This is a genomic window from Candidatus Pelagibacter sp. Uisw_090, assembly GCF_047717845.1.
In the GTDB taxonomy this organism is placed as follows: domain Bacteria; phylum Pseudomonadota; class Alphaproteobacteria; order Pelagibacterales; family Pelagibacteraceae; genus Pelagibacter.
Map to the genome: position 1 here is coordinate 859,371 of NZ_CP159810.1, position 16,077 is coordinate 875,447.

Consider the following 16,077-nt stretch of genomic DNA (forward strand, 5'->3'; position numbering starts at 1 on the left):
GGTATAAGTAAATTAAATGATTTTAGATTATGAGCCAGGTGACAAAGTCACTAATCCTGACAATAAAGATTGGGGTATTGGACAAGTTCAATCAATAATTAATGATAAAGTGACTGTAAATTTTGAGAATGTTGGAAAAAAAGTAATTAACGTAGAAATAATTAGATTAGAAAAAGTTTACAAATGAATATTCAAGAAACTAAAAATATAACACTTTCCTTAATTGATACTTTTAAGAAAGCAAGTCAGGTAGCTTTAGATTTAAGAAAAGTTGGATTAATAAAGGAAATTAAATCAGATAACACTCCAGTGAGTAATGGTGATATTGAAGTTAATAAAATTTTAACCAGCAAGATCCAAGAAATAACTCCAAATATACCAATTGTTTCAGAGGAAAGTGCTAATCACAAAAATGCAATTAATTTAAGAAATTTTTGGTTAATTGACCCGATAGATGGGACGCGAGATTATATAAATAATCGAGACGAATTCACATTAAATGCTGCTTTAATATTAGGTAAAAAACCCGCAATAGGAATTATTACAGCTCCAGCAAAAGAAAGAATTTTTTACTCTTATGGTGTGTCTAATAGTTATGAGCTTATTGATAGTCATGAGATATCTTTAATAAATAAAAAAAAAGATTATGAAGAATTAATTGCTGTGAGTTATTCAAGCGAACTAAAACCAGAAATTTTAGAAATCCATAAAAAATATAAAATTACCTCTCATCAAAAAATGAAAAGTTCATTAAAATTTTGTGTGATTGCTGCTGGTGAGTTTGATATGTATGCGGCAGAACCAAGAGCCTGTGAGTGGGATATAGCGGCTGGGCATGCTATATTAGAGCATGCTGGTGGAAAAATAACAGATTTTAATGGTGACGAAATTCTATATGGTAAGCCTGGATTTAAAAACCCAAGTTTAATCTTAAAAAATAAAAATATAATCTAATGGATGAGCGTCTTAGAGTAATCTTAATTATAATAGTTTCAGTTTCAATATTTGGCTTTTTAGTTTTTGTATTTGTTAAAAACTACATAAAAAACATAGTTACTCATTTAGCAAAAGAAGAAGAAGAAAAAAAATTAAAGTAGTTTAATAATCTTAAAATATTCAGCCTGATCAATATCCATTATTCTTTTTGAGGTTTCAAAATCAAACCCATTTCTTGCAAGAAGTGAGATATCTTTTTTGTAAAACAAGGGTCTATTATCTTCAGCTCTTGCAGGTCCTATTCTTTTTTTCTTACATACTTTAATTCCTGAGAAGAAATCTTGATCAGAATTATCTTCTTTAATCTTTTCTAGTGTTTCTTTAATGTAAGCATCGTTAATTCCTTTTCCCATTAGATAGTATCTAATCTTGTTTATGGAGCTACCCTTTTGAATTAAACTACGCGACTTACTTTCAGAATAAAATTTATCACTAATAAATTTACTTTTCTCAAGATCTACTAAAACAATATCAATTAGATCAGTAACATCTTGTTTTTTAACATTGGGTACATTTGCTTTAAGATATTTCTTCAATAAATAGGTTCTTAATTGCTGTTTAGAAGGAGCATATTTTTCAATATAAGCAAAAGAAAAGTTTCGCATCTCTTCCATTGTAACCTCTAGTGTTTTTTTTCTATTTCTCATAGGAATCATGCTATCTTGTAATATAATATAATAAAAAATGATCGAGCAAATTTATACATATTTTACTGTAGAGATGATTTTTTTATGGTTAAACCTCGGTGTTTTACCTTTTTGGCTGGTGTTAATAATATTTCCTCAATCACAAATATGTAGAGTTTTTATAACATCCATTTTTCCAATTTTTATTTTAAGTCTAGCTTATGGGTATTTACTTCATTTATTTTTTAATGAAGGTTATGATTTTATTGGAAATTTTGAACTGTATCTTGGTTTGGATGCTGTTAGTAATCTATTTACATACAAAGCTTTCATAATTTTATTTTGGACACATTTTTTGGCAATGAATTTATTTTGCGGTGGGTGGATTGTTAAAGACTCTCAAAAATTTGGTATAAATAAAATTTTAATGTCTTTCCCACTGTTAGTAACATATTTTATTGGGCCTATTGGTCTAACCCTTTATTGGGTGGTAAGAGTTTTTTACGCTAAGAGAATTAGTTTATATGACTAAAGAAGTAGATTTCTATTTTGACTTTATAAGTCCATACACATATTTAGCTCACAAAAAGATTCAATCCTTACCAAAAAATATTAAAATAAATTACAAGCCTATTTTACTGGGTGGTCTTCATAACTTGCAAGGAGTGGTGGCACCTGCTTTTATTAAACCTAAATTAAAACATATGATGAATGACTGCAATCTAATTGCCAAAAAAAATAAATTTGATTTTACCTGGAATACAAAATTTCCCTTAAACTCTTTATATATTATGCGTGGTTACTTTTGTGTCGATTCTGATATTAAAGGTTTGTACATAGATAGTATGTTTAATGCATACTGGAAAAATAACTTGGATATTTCTAATGAACAAATTTTAATTGGTATTCTAGAAGAATGTGAAATTAAAAAAGATAAATTCTATCAAGATATTAAAGATCAAAAAATTAAAGATACACTAAAAGATGTGACTAAAGATGCTTATGATAAAGAGATTTTTGGAGCACCAACATTTATTGTTAATAATAAAATTTTTTGGGGTCAAGATAGATTGGAATTCGCTTTAGATGAATTAAACAGATAGTTTAAACTATTTTAAAATCACTTTGACTTATGGCAGCAAAACCACCATCAATGTGTGAAACTTTTTCAAAACCCATTTCTTTTAATGCTTTAGCTGCAAGAGCAGATCTTAAACCACCCGCACAAAATAAAACCATATCTTTATTCATATCTAATTTACCACTTTTGAAATAAGGGCCTTCAGGATCCAACCAAAACTCTAGCATGCCTCGTGGTATATGATTAGAGTTTTCAACTCTTCCCATTTTTTCTAATTCACCTTTTTCCCTAATATCAATTAAACTGCATTTACCTTCAATAGATAGTTTCAATGCTTCATCTGCAGTAATAGTTTTAACTTCATTTAAAGCTTCAGAGACAAGAGTTTGTGATGATTTAATAGTCATAATAATATAAATAAGAATAAACAATTATAAAAAAAAATCACCATAAAAATAAAGTAACTAATGCTTAAAGAAAATTCTATTGCACCCAAATTTACTCTTAACTCAACCAGTAATAACACTTATTCTTTAAAAAATTCCATTGGTAAATACATAGTTCTATATTTCTATCCTAAAGATGACACTCCAGGATGCACTATTGAAACAAATGATTTTAACAGATTATTAACTAAATTTAAAAAACTTAATTGTGAAGTTTATGGAATATCAAAAGACGCCATAAAAAGTCATAACAAATTTAAAGAAAAATATAAGATTAAATTTGATCTTTTGGCTGATGATGAGATTAAAATTGTAAAAAGTTATAAAGTATGGGCTAAGAAAAAATTTATGGGTAGAGAATTTATGGGCATTGTTAGAAGTACTTTTTTAATAGATCCTAAGGGTAAAATTGTTAAAATTTGGAGCAATGTTAAAGTTAAAGATCATGTTAAAGAAGTTTTAGATACCTTAAAAAATATTCAAGAATAAAAAAGGCCCCAATTAAGGGGCCTATTTCTTCTAATTAATTATATTATTAGTCTCTGATTGCATAAGCTCTAACGCCGATTTCAGCAACATCTGTACCTAATCTTTCAGCTTCATCACTTATCCTTAAACCAATAAATTGTTTAAGAGCAAAGAAAGCAATATAGGAAAAAATAAAAGTAAATACTGTTACAGATAATACTCCAATTATTTGAGTTGTTAGAGCAGTTTCACTATTACTTAATGTTACGGCTAAAGTTCCCCAAATACCTGCAAATAAATGAACTGGTATGGCACCAACAACATCATCTAGTCTCATTGAGTTTAACCAGTTAGTTCCAAAATACATAACCAAAGACCCAACAGTACCAATTCCAATAGCAAGTAAAGGACTAGGAGCCAAAGGCTCTGCTGTAATAGAAACTAAACCAGCAAGTGCACCATTCAACATCATTATTACATCAGTTTTTCCACCAATTAATCTTGTAACTAATGCCGCTGTAACACAGCCAGCTGCTCCAGCTAAATGAGTATTCATAAATATTTTAGACATTGCATTTGCATCCTCAAATGTGCCTAAAGCTAATTGTGAACCACCATTAAATCCATACCATCCCATCCATAAAATAAAGGTTCCAAGTGCAGTTAATGGTATTGAAGAAGCTGCAAATGGTTCCATAGTTTTTACAGTTCCTTTTGGACTAAATCTTCCTTTTCTAGCACCTAATAAAATTACACCTGCTAATGCTGCGGCACCACCACAAGCGTGAACTAAAGTTGATCCAGCAAAGTCAGAGAATCCAAGTGAAGCTAACCAGCCACCACCCCATTGCCAACCCATAGTAATTGGATAAATTAATCCACCTAAGATTGCAGAAAAGATAAAGAAAGGCCAAATTTTTATTCTTTCGGCTACAGCACCAGAAACAATTGAACAAGTTGCAGCAACAAATAACATTTGAAAGAACCAATCTGCACTTCCTGAATAACCTTGTTCAAGCGAATCTGTTAGTGTCCATGGAGTAAATGAACCAATTAAGCCACCTTCGGGTATTCCATATGCAAGATTATACCCTCCTAAATAAAAAATTATTGCAACAATTGAAAATTTTCCAATGTTTTTTGCAACAATCGTTGATACACTCTTAGTAGTCACTAATCCTGATTCAAGCATACAAAAACCTGCTGCCATCCACATGACTAGAAATCCACAAACTAAAAATGAAAATGTATTAAAAATGTATTGAACTTCAGCAGAAACTGTTGTCTCCGCACTTCCAACACTTGTTAGACCTAAAAGAAAAACTAGACCCAGCGAAAACGTTGATATTATTTTTATTAATTTAGTCATTAAGACCTCCCTTTTTAGAATCTACTTATAATGAGGCTTAAGCTTATGACTATTGTTTATGAGGAAAAAGAGTTATGCAGTATTTGCATATAGTAACAGCCTTAATACATTTCTGTAAAAGGCTGTTAAAAAATTTGAAACGTAATTACTTATTGAATATTTCTTTAAGTGCTTTAGCTGGTAAGAACTTAACTTTTTGAGAAGCACCGATTTGAATTTGCTCTCCAGTTCTTGGATTTCTTCCAACTCTAGCTTTTCTTTTTGCTACTTTGTAAGTACCAAATCCAGCAATTTTCACAGTATCATCACCTTTTAAAGCATCCAGAATAGTGTTTGTAATTGTATCGAAAGTACGCTCTGCATCAGCTTTACTTAGATTTAAAGAACCTGAAAGTTGTGCTATTAATTGTTTTTTGTTCATTTTTTTAGCTCCGGTTTTATTGATTATTTCTCTTTATTTTACATAAAAGCCCATAAATCAAGCTTTTTATTAGTGTCTCTTAAAATAGAAACCCCAATATATAGTAAATTATTAAATAAATGTTGATTTTAAAGGGTTATTTAATGTTTCAAAATATTGAATAATTAAAATAAACCAAGATCCTTTATGTCATTAAACGTCGTAAAAAACATCAATGATAGCAATAAAAACATTCCGATTCGAAAAAAACCTTCTTGTACTTTTTGGCTTAAAGGGCGTCCTAATATTTTTTCAATACCATAAAACATTAAATGTCCCCCATCAAGCATTGGGATTGGGAACAGGTTTATTAACCCCAAACTAATAGAAATATAAGCCATTAAGCTAATAAAGGGTAAAATACCAAATTCCGCAACCTGTCCGCTAATTTTTGCTATTCTAATTGGGCCACCTAATTGTGAGCTATCACCAGAACCAGTGATCATACTTCCTATATATTTAAGAGAGGATACACTCACATAATAAACTTCATTAACCGCATAAAATAGAGCTTTTGCTGGACCAAGTTTAACGTGATTTACCTCGTTATTGTAAGCGCCAAGTTTGATTCCAACCATACGTTTGGTTATTTTATTACCAAGGTTATCTTCACTATCAACAAGGTTAGGTTTTACTTTAAAAATCAAGTCTTGATCGTATCTATTTACTGTAAAATTAATAAATTCATCAGTAGACATCATGATAAACTTTGAAACTTCCATGATGCTCTTAACTTTATTGCCATCAATTGAGACGATAATATCGTTATCCTTGAGACCAGCTGCCATAGCGGGACTATCTTTTTGAACTTTATTAATAACTGCTGGAGTAAAATCTTTTCCAGCAAAGGTATAAACTGAGAAAAATATTAGAATTGCTAATAAAAAATTAGCCAAAGGGCCACCAAATACAATTAAAGCTCTTTGGTATAAAGGCTTTAGTACAAACAGTTTATCTTGATCTTTTTTACTATATTCTTTTATGATTTTTTCATTATCAGCTTGGCTATAAACGTTTCTATCACCAAAAAATTTAACATAACCACCAAGTGGTATTACACAAACCTTCCAACGTGTGCCTGATTTATCATTCCAGCCAAACATCTCTTTACCAAATCCTATTGAAAAATCGGTGACACCTACACCATAACGTTTTGCAAAGTAGTAGTGACCATATTCATGGATAAATACCACAACAACAATTAAAGCTATAAAGGGTAATATATATGAAAGCATAATTTGATTATTTTAATTGAATATTTCTTAATACTCAATGATAATTTAGATATGGACCATTTTTTATTTTGCGATCAATATCAAAATGACACCAATCGCAAATACTATAATTCCAATTATTTCAATTAATCTAATCTTTTCTTTAAAATAATATCTTGAAGATATGTAGCTAAACAGTAATTCAATTTGTCCAACTGCTCTCACAATTGCTGCTTGCATTAAAGTAAATACATAAAACCAAGATAGGGTTGCTATGAATCCACAAAAGCCTGTTGCTATACATTGTTTTTTGTTTTGGTATATTTTTTTAAACTGTTCTTTTTCAAATAAAAAAATATAAATTGTCAAAATAAAAGTTTGAATCGAAACCCCAAAAAACAAAGTGCTTAAAGCCATTTCAAAATTAGACTTTAAGTCTATTAAACTTAGTGCTGCCGCTCTGAAAGCTACCACACTTAAAGCTAATAAAAAGCCACAGGCCAACCCTACTAAAGTAGATTTTGATAATAGATTTTTAAAAATAACATTACGATCTTTGGTAGAAAATATAAACACACCAATTGTAGAAATAACTATACCTAAAATAGTCAAAAAATTAAATCTATCATGTAAAATAATAACTTCTAAGATTGCAATTTGAACTACTTCTGTTTTGCTTAAAGTTGTTCCAACCATAAAATTAGAAAATTGGAAAGAATACAAAAGCAGAAATGTAAAAAAAATCTGAGAGATAGCTGCTAAAAAAATATAAAATAAAAAATTATCTTGTTGAATCGTAAAACGCACCATCTCAAAATTTTGAAAATAAGAAAAATATAATATGAAAGCAAACGGTAAACAAAAAGCAAATCTTACATAAGTAGATGCAACTAAGGATATGTTTTTGTTGAGATTTTTTTGTAGACTTGATCTTAAATTTTGAAAAAAAGCAGCAAATATTGTGGCTAATATCCAGTTCATCTATTTTATCTATTTGATTATTATTACTTAAGACTTTAAATTTATTAAAATATAATCTTTATTTGAGAGCACGGATATAAAAAATTGTGAAATGAATAAATAATCCAACTTGTATTTTTTTTAAAAGTAAGATCTACTTAGGAAAATAATTTAAAGGGGAAATAATGAAAACAATTAAGCAGTTAGTATTAACTTCTATTTTAGTTTTGTTTGCATCAGCAGTTTTTGCAGAGACTAAAATGAGAATTACCCTTCAACTTCCTTTAAAAGCCCACTTAGGTCAAAACCTTTTGGTATTTAAAAAAGAATTGGAGAAACGATCAGATATCATAGTGGAAATCTATGATTCTGCACAACTTTATAAAGATAAAGAAGTTCCACAAGCAGTAGGCTCAGGGGCAATCGAAGCGGGTGTAGCATCACTTACAAGGTTTGCTGGTACAAACCCTGAAGTAGATATTTTTTATTTGCCATTCTTATTTGATTCAGAAGAGAAAATTAGAAAAGCAACTAAATCTGGATCTAAAATTAGACAAGTATTAGACCCTGCGATTTCAAAATCAGGAGCTGTGCCTTTATACTATCAAGCTTACGGTTCAGCTGTGATGCTATCTAATGGAACTCCGATGAACACTCCAGCTGCTTTTAAAAATAAAAAAATCAGAGTATTTGGAAAAACTTTAGGAGCATTTGTTAGCTCTCTTGGTGCTAAGCCTGCTTTAATTTCAGGATCTGAACAATATTTAGCTTACCAAAGAGGAACTGTAGATGCTGGAATGACAGGTGTGTCTGGAGTTAAATCTAGAAAACTTTATCAAGTGATGGATACCTTAACGGTAACTAATCATGGTGATATTGAATTTGTACTTGTAGCTAATCAAAAATGGTTAAGCTCACTAACTAATGAACAAAGAAAAGCAATAACCGAGGCATCAAAAGTTGCAGAAAAAGCAGTTAGAGATGATATGTCTGGAATAGAAGCCAGAGCTTATAAGGAAGCAAAAGATAATGGAATGAAGATAGTAGAATTATCTGGTGCTGAACTTAAAGTGTTAAAAAAAGCTTCTTCTTCAGTGATCACTGACTACATTGAAAGAACTGGTGGAAAAGGTGGAGTTGGAGATAAGTTAGTTAACGCAGCTAACAAACTTTAATATAAAATTAATCAAGCCCTACGTTATTACTAATAATGTGGGGCTTTTTTTTTAAAATGAATTTAGATAAACTTATAAAATATTCAGGAATTTTATCCTCAGGTTTGTTTATCCTAATAGGTTTTATAGTTTCATTCGAAGTCATATCTCGTTATATTTTTAATGCTCCAACCATATGGGTAAATGAAATATCTAGATTCTTGCAAATTTGGGCTACATATTTAGCTCTTACGTATTCTTTTCATAAAAATGATTTTATTAGAATCACGGTTATTTATGATCGACTTGGACAGTCTGGAAAAAAAATACTAGATTTCATATCAATGCTTTTTATTTTATTCTTTAGTTCATTTGTTGTTTATTATGGATGGCTGATTGCCTACGATTCTTTAAAAGTAGGTAGAACAAGTTCGACAATTTTAGATGTTCCATCTTTTTTAACCGAGCTCGCAATCCCACTCTGTTTTTTTTTATTAGTCATCAGAGTTTCAATAGAAATTGTTAGAAAGTTAGGGTTACTTATAAAATAATGACTATTGCTTTAATTATTTTTTCACTATTTTTAATGCTATTTTTAAGCGTTCCTATTGCTTTCGGGCTGGGATCTATAGGTTTAATATTGATGCTACTGGGAGATATCTCACCACTGATGGTTCCTCAAACATTTTATAGTGTAGGTGATAATTTTATACTTCTTGCGGTTCCTATGTTTTTAATGATGTCAAACATTCTATTAAAAGCTGGAGTTGGAGATGATCTATTTGGCTTTGCACAAGCTTGGGTAGGAAATTTTCCTGGAGGTTTGGCAATTGCTACCATTCTATCTTGCAGTATTTTTGCAGCTATTTCAGGATCTTCTGTAGCTACTGCCGCAACCATTTCAACTGTTGCTTATCCTGCAATGATTAAAAGAGGATATCATAAAAATTTTTGTCTAGGTATTTTAGCTGCCGGAGGAACATTGGGAATTTTAATTCCTCCATCAATACCTATGATTGTTTATGCTTTTGTAGTTGAAGAATCTGTATTAAGTATGTTTTTAGCAGGAATTGGTCCAGGAATATTACTGGCATTGCTCTTTATAGTATTTTCAGTTTTGTATGTAATTTTCTTCAATAAGGAAGTTACCAATGTAAAAACAACGCATCAAGAAAAAATAGAATATACTAAAAAAGGACTTCCAATACTTTTAATGGCTTTCATAATGCTTGGAGGAATTTATGCTGGTATTTATACCCCAACAGAAGCAGGTGGTATAGGTTTTTTAATTTCATTTATATATGTAGTTGTTAAAAAAAGATTAAGCTTTAAGGGATTTATTCAAGCGGGTCTGGAGACGATGAAGACAACAGTTACAATATTTATTATTATAGCTGGAGCTAAAATTTTTGGTAAGGCAATTTCTCTTTATCGAATTCCTCAGGATCTATCAGCAATAATTGTAACTAATATTAGCGACCAAGGAATGTTTATATTGGTGGTTTGTATTACCTTGTTAATTCTTGGATTTATAATGGAAACATTATCTTTAATTTTAATTATGATGCCTATTTTCGCAATTTCAATTGCAGCAATGAATATAGATTTAATTTGGTTTGGTATTATTTTTACATTAATGATTGAATGTGCTTTAATTACCCCACCTGTTGGCCTTAATATTTATGTATTACAGGCAATTTGTGATGCAAAAATGTCAGAAATTGCAAAAGGAGTTATTCCGTTTGTTATCATCATGTTATTTGCAGTTTTTTTAGTTTATTTATTTCCACAAATTGCATTATATATACCTTTCAAACTATGACATTATTTTCATCACAAGATTCAAAGCCAAAAGCAGATAAGCTTAAAAATTTATTAGACCAAAAAGATATTATTGTTATGCCTGGTTGTTACGATGCTTTATCTGCAAAATTAATTGAAAGAGAAGAACTGAACGCAGGTTTTATGTCTGGGTTCGCAGTTTCTTCAACTAAGCTTGGGATGCCAGACACAGGATTGATTTCTTTTTCAGAAATGGCTGAGCAGGTAAGAAATATTTGTAACGTCACTTCGATACCTATTATTTTTGATGGAGATACTGGTTATGGAAATGCCGTAAATGTTTACAGAACAGTCAGAGGATTTGCAGATGCGGGTGCTGCAGCAATAATGATTGAAGATCAAAAATGGCCAAAAAAATGTGGCCACACTAAAGGAAAAGATGTTGTTGAAGTAGATGAGGCAAATTCTAGAATTAAAGCTGCAGTAGACGCTAGCAAAATGAATAATAAAGATATTTTAGTTATGGCAAGAACAGATGCTATAGCGACCAGAGGATTGGATGATGCTATTAAACGTATGCAAAAATTTTCAGAACTTGGTGCAGATATTCTTTTTGTAGAAGCGATCAAATCTAAGGAAGACATGAAAAGAGTGATCAAAGAAGTGCCAGGCCATCATATGATCAATTTAATTGAAGATGGGGAAACACCCTTACTTGAAATGAATGAGCTAGAGGATATCGGATTCAAGATTGCCGTGTTCCCTTTAACTTTGATGAGTGCTTCCGTTAAGACTATGCAAGAATCTTTAAAAAATATGAAGAACAAAACCTACAATACCAATGTTTCAAAATTCTCAGACCTAAGAGATATTGTTGGTTTTAATGAATACTATGAGATCGAAGATAAATATAAATAATCTATCTAGATCTAACTTTTAATATTATAGCCTTTTTTAACTAGTATTGTGACCAAGATTACACAAACAATTAAAAAAAATACCATTGAGCTTATACTTACCCAAATATTAAAATCAGATACACCATAGAAAGAAAATCTTAAGCCATCAATTAAATAAACCACAGGATTAAAATAAGAAATTGTTTGCCAAAATGGTGGCAGCATATCAAGTGAATACAAACTTCCACCTAAGAATACCATGGGAGTGATGACTAATGATGGAATGATCGACATCTGCTCAAAGTTTTTACTAACAACTCCAATTAAAAATCCAAATAAAGCAAAAGTAAAAGAAACTAAAACTAATAAAAATATCATTAACAATGGATATTTAACTGTCACATCCGCAAAAAAAGAAGCAGTTACATAAATTACAGCACCAACAATTAATGTTTTAGTAGCTCCTGCTCCAACAAAAGCTAGAACCGTTTCAAGCGTTGATATAGGTGCTGCTAAAATCTCGTTAATAGTTCCATTAAATTTTGGAAAAAATATTCCAAATGAAGTGTTACTTATTGATTGAGTTAACAGAGTTAACATTAATAAACCAGGTACAATGAACGATCCATAACTAACACCATCAATTTTTTCAATATAACTTCCAATAACTGAACCGAACACTACAAAATATAATGAGGTGGATATTACTGGTGAAAGAATAGACTGACCTACAGTTCTTATAAATCTATTCATCTCATGAACATAAATAGCTCTAAACCCGTAATAATTAAATTTCATTATTCTCCTTTACTAAATCAACAAATATCTTTTCCAAAGTACTTTGTTCTGTTTTTAAATCTTTTAACTTTAAGCCAGTATCTTTTACACTTTGCAATAAATCTGTAATACCAGTTTTTTCAGCTTGAACATTATAAGTATAAATTAAAGACATCTGCTCTTCACCTATTTTAAGACTATATTTAAGTAAATCTTCAGGAATTTCTTTAATTTTTTTCTGCAATTCAATGGTAAGTTTTTTATGACCCATTTTTTTAATTAATTCTTTTTTATCTTCAACAATAATAATTTCTCCTTGATTAATTACAGCTACACGGTCAGCAATAGCTTCTGCTTCTTCAATATAATGGGTAGTTAAGATAATTGTGACCCCTGTTTTTCTTAAGTCTTCAACAACTGTCCACATATCTCTTCTAAGTTCAACATCTACACCTGCTGTTGGTTCATCAAGGAATAGTATTTTAGGTTCATGAGACAAAGCTTTTGCAATTAAAACTCTTCTCTTCATTCCACCTGACAATTGTCTAAGTCTTTGATCTTTTTTATCCCACAGACTTAAATCTTTTAGAATTTTCTCAATGTGTTCTGGTTTGGGTGGCTTTCCATATAATCCCCTAGAATAAGACACTGTATCAAAAACTGTTTCAAAGGATTCTAAGTTTAATTCTTGGGGAACAAGCCCTATTCTTGATCTCGTCTCTCTATAATCTTTTATAATATCAAAATTATCAATTGTAACTGTGCCTGAAGAAGGCTTAACAATTCCACAAATAATACTAATTAAACTTGTTTTCCCCGCACCATTTGGTCCAAGCATTGCAAGGATTTCACCTTGTTTTACTTTAAGACTAACATCGTTAAGGGCTTTAAAACCATTATCATAAACCTTAGATAGGTTATTGATGGAAATTTGGATTTCAGACATTAATTAATGTTTATATAGTTATTAATGAAGTTAATTCAATAAACCTAATAGTTTAATGCATTATTCATTACTTAATGTTCATATCTTGGCGTTAAAATTTGACTTAATTTAATTATTTCTTTATTTAATTTTTATATTCTTTTTTTTAAGAATATCAGTTTCTGGGGTGCTGTAAAAAGCTGAGAATATACCCAAAGAACCTGTTGTATAATCACAACGAAGGGAAAAAATGAACACAATATATCTAGACCAATCAACTACTATTATTACTTTGCTTTTAACTTCATTAGCTTTTGCTGCTATTGGAATAGTTTATTCAAGAGGTAAACTTTCAATTAACTCTTATTTAAATGCAGACAGATCAATTGGTAAAAGATCTTTAACTGCATCTTTAGTTGCATCATGTTTTGGTGTGTGGATTTTAATTGGTCCATCTGAAGCTGCTACTTGGGGTGGTTTAGGTGCTATAATTGGTTATGGCTTAGGTCAAGCTCTACCCTTTTTAGCCTTTATTACAATTGGTCAACGTATGAGAAAAATTATGCCTAATGGTAATACTCTTACTCAATTTGTTCTAATTAGATTTGGTAAAGCTATGTTTCGTTTGGTTTTATTATTAACAATAATGTATATGTTTGTTTATTTTGCAGCTGAAGTTACAGCGATTGCAAAAGTTGTTAACTTAATGTCAGGGTTCCCTCTTTGGCAAACATCTCTTGTAATAATTATTGCCACACTATCTTACACTCTTTACGGAGGGCTTAGAGCTTCAATTTTTACAGATAAAATTCAATTTATTATAATTATGATTTTATTAATATTTGCAATCAACCATATTTTTAATTCTGGAAATAATACTTTTTCAATAGATTTGGTTAATGAAAAAGCTGGAACATTAATGAGTGGTAAATATTTTTATGGTTATACTGCTGGTTTAACTTTTTTTATTGCTGTTTTTGCAACCAACTTATTTGATCAAGGTGTTTGGCAAAGAGTATTTGCAGCAAAAAGTTCAGATGATTTAAGAAAAGGATTTATGTCTGCCTTCTTTATTGTGATTCCGTTCATGCTTGTTTTAGGTTTCTTTGGAATTCTTGCAGTATCAGTTGATAAAGCAGCAGACCCTAGTACTTTATTCTTTACTCTTTTATTAGAGCCATTTACTGGAATTAATTCTTTGTTAACTATTTCAATATTAATTTTAGTTTTAGCTTTGGTAATTAGCAGTATGGATACACTTATTAATGCACTTTCAAGCACTATTACTATTGAAGGAAATAAGTTTATTAGTTTAAAAAATAAGAATAGTTATCTCACACTTTCTAAATACTTAATCTGCGGTTTATCAGTAATTGTTTTTTTGATAGCATCTAAGGGTTACAGCGTCTTATTTATGTTTTTATTTGCTGATTTATTATGTTGTGCTGCAGTATTTCCTATTTTTTATGGGATGTTCAAGGGCGATGTTGATGAAAAACTTTCTTTAATTTCAGTTATAATTGGATTGATATCTGGATTGCTTTTATTTCCCAACCAAACTTTTGATAAAAGTATTTTAATTGGTGGATTATTTCCAGCTGAAGCATTTCCTATTTGGATATCTACAGCATTATTGTTTTGGTCATTTATCTTAGCAACATTTGCACCCATGATTACAGTGATGATCTTTAAAAAAAATAGCAACTTTAACTTTTCTAAGATTAAAACTTCAATTAAGGAATAGTGAATATTTATAATAATAAAAAAACCTTTTTTTATAAATTAAAGGATAGCTGTAAGAAGGAATGGTCTGAATATACTAACCATAAATTCTTATCTGATTTAGTAAACAATAAACTACCAGATAAGAATTTTAAAAATTATTTAGTTCAAGATTATGTTTTCTTACAGCAATTTCTTAAAATTTTAGCTCTTAGTGTTTATAAGTCTAATAGCTTTGAGGAAATTAATAGATCAGTAAATTTTATAAAGGGCATTGATCATGAAATCAAACTCCACGTCAATTATTGTAAAAAATGGAAGATACCGCTTAAATCTCTTAACAACATCGTAGTCGAGAAAGCTAATAGTTCTTATACTGATCATGTACTCAGTGTGGGTAAAAATGGAGATAATCTTGATATTTTTTCATGCCTATCAGTATGCATCATTGGCTATGGTGAGATTGGGTTTAATCTTTCTAAAATTAAAAATTGGAAAAAAAGTAAATATAATTCTTGGATTAAAATGTATTCTTCAAAAGAATACCAACAAATAGCTAAAGACAATATTGATTATTTAGATATTCTTTTGAAAAATAGTAAGGGTAAAAAATTAAATATACTTAAAAGAAATTTTAAAAAATCGACTATCCTTGAAAGAAACTTTTGGGAAAGTTTTGTTTAAATTTTTAGTTGCTTAAAATTTCTAGAGGTAATGGAGCTTCTGGGTATTTTTCCTTACAAAGTTTTTCATAATTTTTGCAAAGAGTACTTACCGTATCATGCGCTTCATCTTTGGAGGTTAAAAACTTAATTAAAGTATCTCTCTCAAATTCAATTTCTTTAATATCTTCTCCACTTAAATATTCACCTGTCTCAACTTCCCAGTAAGTATCATTTAATTCTTCAATTTTTAAAGTATTAAGCTTTCTTTGAAGTTCAATAATAATCTCATCATCTATTTTACTATCTTTCATTGGAGAATTTGCTAATTTTACTAAACACTTATCTTTAAGATCATCTAAAAAAGTGTTGTAGGGTTTACCTTCAGTTAAACCTTTAAAGTGATTGCTTTCAAAGTACATGCTGATTGCAGCGTTTGTTGAGATTTTATTTTTACCTTTTGCAACAGCAACTTGAACGTAAACTTCTTGACTAATGTATTCGTTTAAATAATCTTTAATTTTATCCGATAACAT

At 29.9% G+C, this 16,077-nt stretch carries 21 protein-coding genes and 1 riboswitch; of the genes, 12 read left to right on the forward strand and 9 right to left on the reverse strand.

The window, feature by feature from the left end:
- Window positions 1-16: 16 nt before the first annotated feature.
- The 3 genes from ABXT58_RS04670 to ABXT58_RS04680 are packed head-to-tail and all read left to right on the forward strand — an operon-like array spanning window position 17 to window position 1,097.
- On the forward strand, window positions 17-187 hold the full coding sequence (locus ABXT58_RS04670; RefSeq protein ID WP_415303537.1) for a DUF3553 domain-containing protein: 171 nt from the start codon (window positions 17-19) through the stop codon (window positions 185-187).
- Window positions 184-954, forward strand: a complete 771-nt coding sequence (locus ABXT58_RS04675; protein WP_415303538.1) for a 3'(2'),5'-bisphosphate nucleotidase CysQ family protein — start codon at window positions 184-186, stop codon at window positions 952-954. Before ABXT58_RS04670 ends, ABXT58_RS04675 begins: the two co-directional genes overlap by 4 nt.
- Window positions 954-1,097 (forward strand): hypothetical protein, encoded by a 144-nt coding sequence (locus ABXT58_RS04680; RefSeq protein WP_415303539.1) that lies wholly within the window; start codon window positions 954-956, stop codon window positions 1,095-1,097. The genes ABXT58_RS04675 and ABXT58_RS04680 overlap by 1 nt, the downstream gene beginning before the upstream one ends.
- On the opposite strand, the gene ABXT58_RS04685 is transcribed toward ABXT58_RS04680, so the two are convergent.
- Window positions 1,089-1,643, reverse strand: a complete 555-nt coding sequence (locus ABXT58_RS04685; RefSeq protein ID WP_415303540.1) for a regulatory protein RecX — start codon at window positions 1,641-1,643, stop codon at window positions 1,089-1,091. The two genes, ABXT58_RS04680 and ABXT58_RS04685, sit on opposite strands and share 9 nt — an antisense overlap.
- Window positions 1,644-1,680: 37 nt before the next feature.
- Between ABXT58_RS04685 and ABXT58_RS04690 the strand changes: the two genes are divergently transcribed.
- Both ABXT58_RS04690 and ABXT58_RS04695 read left to right on the forward strand, forming a co-directional pair.
- Window positions 1,681-2,154 carry an ABA4-like family protein gene (locus tag ABXT58_RS04690; RefSeq protein WP_415303541.1) on the forward strand — a complete coding sequence of 158 codons (474 nt, stop codon included), beginning with the start codon at window positions 1,681-1,683 and terminating at the stop codon, window positions 2,152-2,154.
- Window positions 2,147-2,725 carry a 2-hydroxychromene-2-carboxylate isomerase gene (locus ABXT58_RS04695; RefSeq protein WP_415303542.1) on the forward strand — a complete coding sequence of 193 codons (579 nt, stop codon included), beginning with the start codon at window positions 2,147-2,149 and terminating at the stop codon, window positions 2,723-2,725. The genes ABXT58_RS04690 and ABXT58_RS04695 overlap by 8 nt, the downstream gene beginning before the upstream one ends.
- Before the next feature lies 1 nt (window position 2,726).
- Here the strand turns inward: ABXT58_RS04695 and ABXT58_RS04700 are convergent, their stop codons facing one another.
- Complete coding sequence (locus ABXT58_RS04700) at window positions 2,727-3,110, reverse strand: rhodanese-like domain-containing protein (RefSeq protein ID WP_415303543.1); 384 nt, start codon at window positions 3,108-3,110, stop codon at window positions 2,727-2,729.
- A gap of 60 nt (window positions 3,111-3,170) precedes the next feature.
- Here ABXT58_RS04700 and bcp point away from each other — a divergent pair, with 60 nt between their 5' ends.
- On the forward strand, window positions 3,171-3,638 hold the full coding sequence (bcp, locus tag ABXT58_RS04705) for a thioredoxin-dependent thiol peroxidase (protein ID WP_415303544.1): 468 nt from the start codon (window positions 3,171-3,173) through the stop codon (window positions 3,636-3,638).
- Between the two features lie 46 nt (window positions 3,639-3,684).
- Here bcp and ABXT58_RS04710 read toward each other — a convergent pair whose 3' ends face one another.
- The 4 genes from ABXT58_RS04710 to ABXT58_RS04725 form a co-directional block, all read right to left on the reverse strand.
- Window positions 3,685-4,986: an ammonium transporter gene (locus tag ABXT58_RS04710; protein WP_415303545.1), complete on the reverse strand. Its 1,302-nt coding sequence runs from the start codon at window positions 4,984-4,986 to the stop codon at window positions 3,685-3,687.
- 145 nt (window positions 4,987-5,131) lie between these two features.
- Window positions 5,132-5,407 carry an HU family DNA-binding protein gene (locus ABXT58_RS04715; RefSeq protein WP_006997102.1) on the reverse strand — a complete coding sequence of 92 codons (276 nt, stop codon included), beginning with the start codon at window positions 5,405-5,407 and terminating at the stop codon, window positions 5,132-5,134.
- Between the two features lie 164 nt (window positions 5,408-5,571).
- Window positions 5,572-6,681, reverse strand: coding sequence for an RIP metalloprotease RseP (gene rseP, locus ABXT58_RS04720; protein ID WP_415303546.1), 1,110 nt, complete (start codon window positions 6,679-6,681; stop codon window positions 5,572-5,574).
- A gap of 63 nt (window positions 6,682-6,744) precedes the next feature.
- Window positions 6,745-7,641 carry an EamA family transporter gene (locus tag ABXT58_RS04725; RefSeq protein ID WP_415303547.1) on the reverse strand — a complete coding sequence of 299 codons (897 nt, stop codon included), beginning with the start codon at window positions 7,639-7,641 and terminating at the stop codon, window positions 6,745-6,747.
- A gap of 164 nt (window positions 7,642-7,805) precedes the next feature.
- Here ABXT58_RS04725 and dctP point away from each other — a divergent pair, with 164 nt between their 5' ends.
- The 4 genes from dctP to ABXT58_RS04745 are packed head-to-tail and all read left to right on the forward strand — an operon-like array spanning window position 7,806 to window position 11,474.
- A complete protein-coding gene (gene dctP, locus ABXT58_RS04730) occupies window positions 7,806-8,795 on the forward strand; it encodes a TRAP transporter substrate-binding protein DctP (RefSeq protein ID WP_415303548.1) in 990 nt (329 codons plus the stop codon).
- 56 nt (window positions 8,796-8,851) lie between these two features.
- The gene (locus tag ABXT58_RS04735; RefSeq protein ID WP_415303549.1) at window positions 8,852-9,325 is read left to right on the forward strand and encodes a TRAP transporter small permease; all 474 of its coding nucleotides are present in this window, start codon (window positions 8,852-8,854) and stop codon (window positions 9,323-9,325) included.
- Window positions 9,325-10,596, forward strand: a complete 1,272-nt coding sequence (locus ABXT58_RS04740; RefSeq protein WP_415303550.1) for a TRAP transporter large permease — start codon at window positions 9,325-9,327, stop codon at window positions 10,594-10,596. The genes ABXT58_RS04735 and ABXT58_RS04740 overlap by 1 nt, the downstream gene beginning before the upstream one ends.
- A complete protein-coding gene (locus ABXT58_RS04745; protein WP_415303551.1) occupies window positions 10,593-11,474 on the forward strand; it encodes an isocitrate lyase/PEP mutase family protein in 882 nt (293 codons plus the stop codon). Before ABXT58_RS04740 ends, ABXT58_RS04745 begins: the two co-directional genes overlap by 4 nt.
- A gap of 11 nt (window positions 11,475-11,485) precedes the next feature.
- Here the strand turns inward: ABXT58_RS04745 and ABXT58_RS04750 are convergent, their stop codons facing one another.
- Complete coding sequence (locus tag ABXT58_RS04750; RefSeq protein ID WP_415303552.1) at window positions 11,486-12,253, reverse strand: ABC transporter permease; 768 nt, start codon at window positions 12,251-12,253, stop codon at window positions 11,486-11,488.
- Complete coding sequence (locus tag ABXT58_RS04755; RefSeq protein ID WP_415303553.1) at window positions 12,243-13,178, reverse strand: ABC transporter ATP-binding protein; 936 nt, start codon at window positions 13,176-13,178, stop codon at window positions 12,243-12,245. Before ABXT58_RS04755 ends, ABXT58_RS04750 begins: the two co-directional genes overlap by 11 nt.
- Window positions 13,179-13,330: 152 nt before the next feature.
- Window positions 13,331-13,420, forward strand: a riboswitch (TPP riboswitch).
- On the opposite strand from ABXT58_RS04755, the gene ABXT58_RS04760 reads away from it, so the two are divergent.
- Window positions 13,408-14,901 (forward strand): sodium:solute symporter family transporter, encoded by a 1,494-nt coding sequence (locus ABXT58_RS04760; RefSeq protein ID WP_415303554.1) that lies wholly within the window; start codon window positions 13,408-13,410, stop codon window positions 14,899-14,901. Its footprint overlaps the riboswitch before it by 13 nt.
- Window positions 14,901-15,563 carry a TenA family protein gene (locus tag ABXT58_RS04765; protein ID WP_415303555.1) on the forward strand — a complete coding sequence of 221 codons (663 nt, stop codon included), beginning with the start codon at window positions 14,901-14,903 and terminating at the stop codon, window positions 15,561-15,563. Before ABXT58_RS04760 ends, ABXT58_RS04765 begins: the two co-directional genes overlap by 1 nt.
- A 4-nt stretch (window positions 15,564-15,567) precedes the next feature.
- Here the strand turns inward: ABXT58_RS04765 and ABXT58_RS04770 are convergent, their stop codons facing one another.
- On the reverse strand, window positions 15,568-16,077 hold the full coding sequence (locus ABXT58_RS04770) for a hypothetical protein (RefSeq protein ID WP_415303556.1): 510 nt from the start codon (window positions 16,075-16,077) through the stop codon (window positions 15,568-15,570).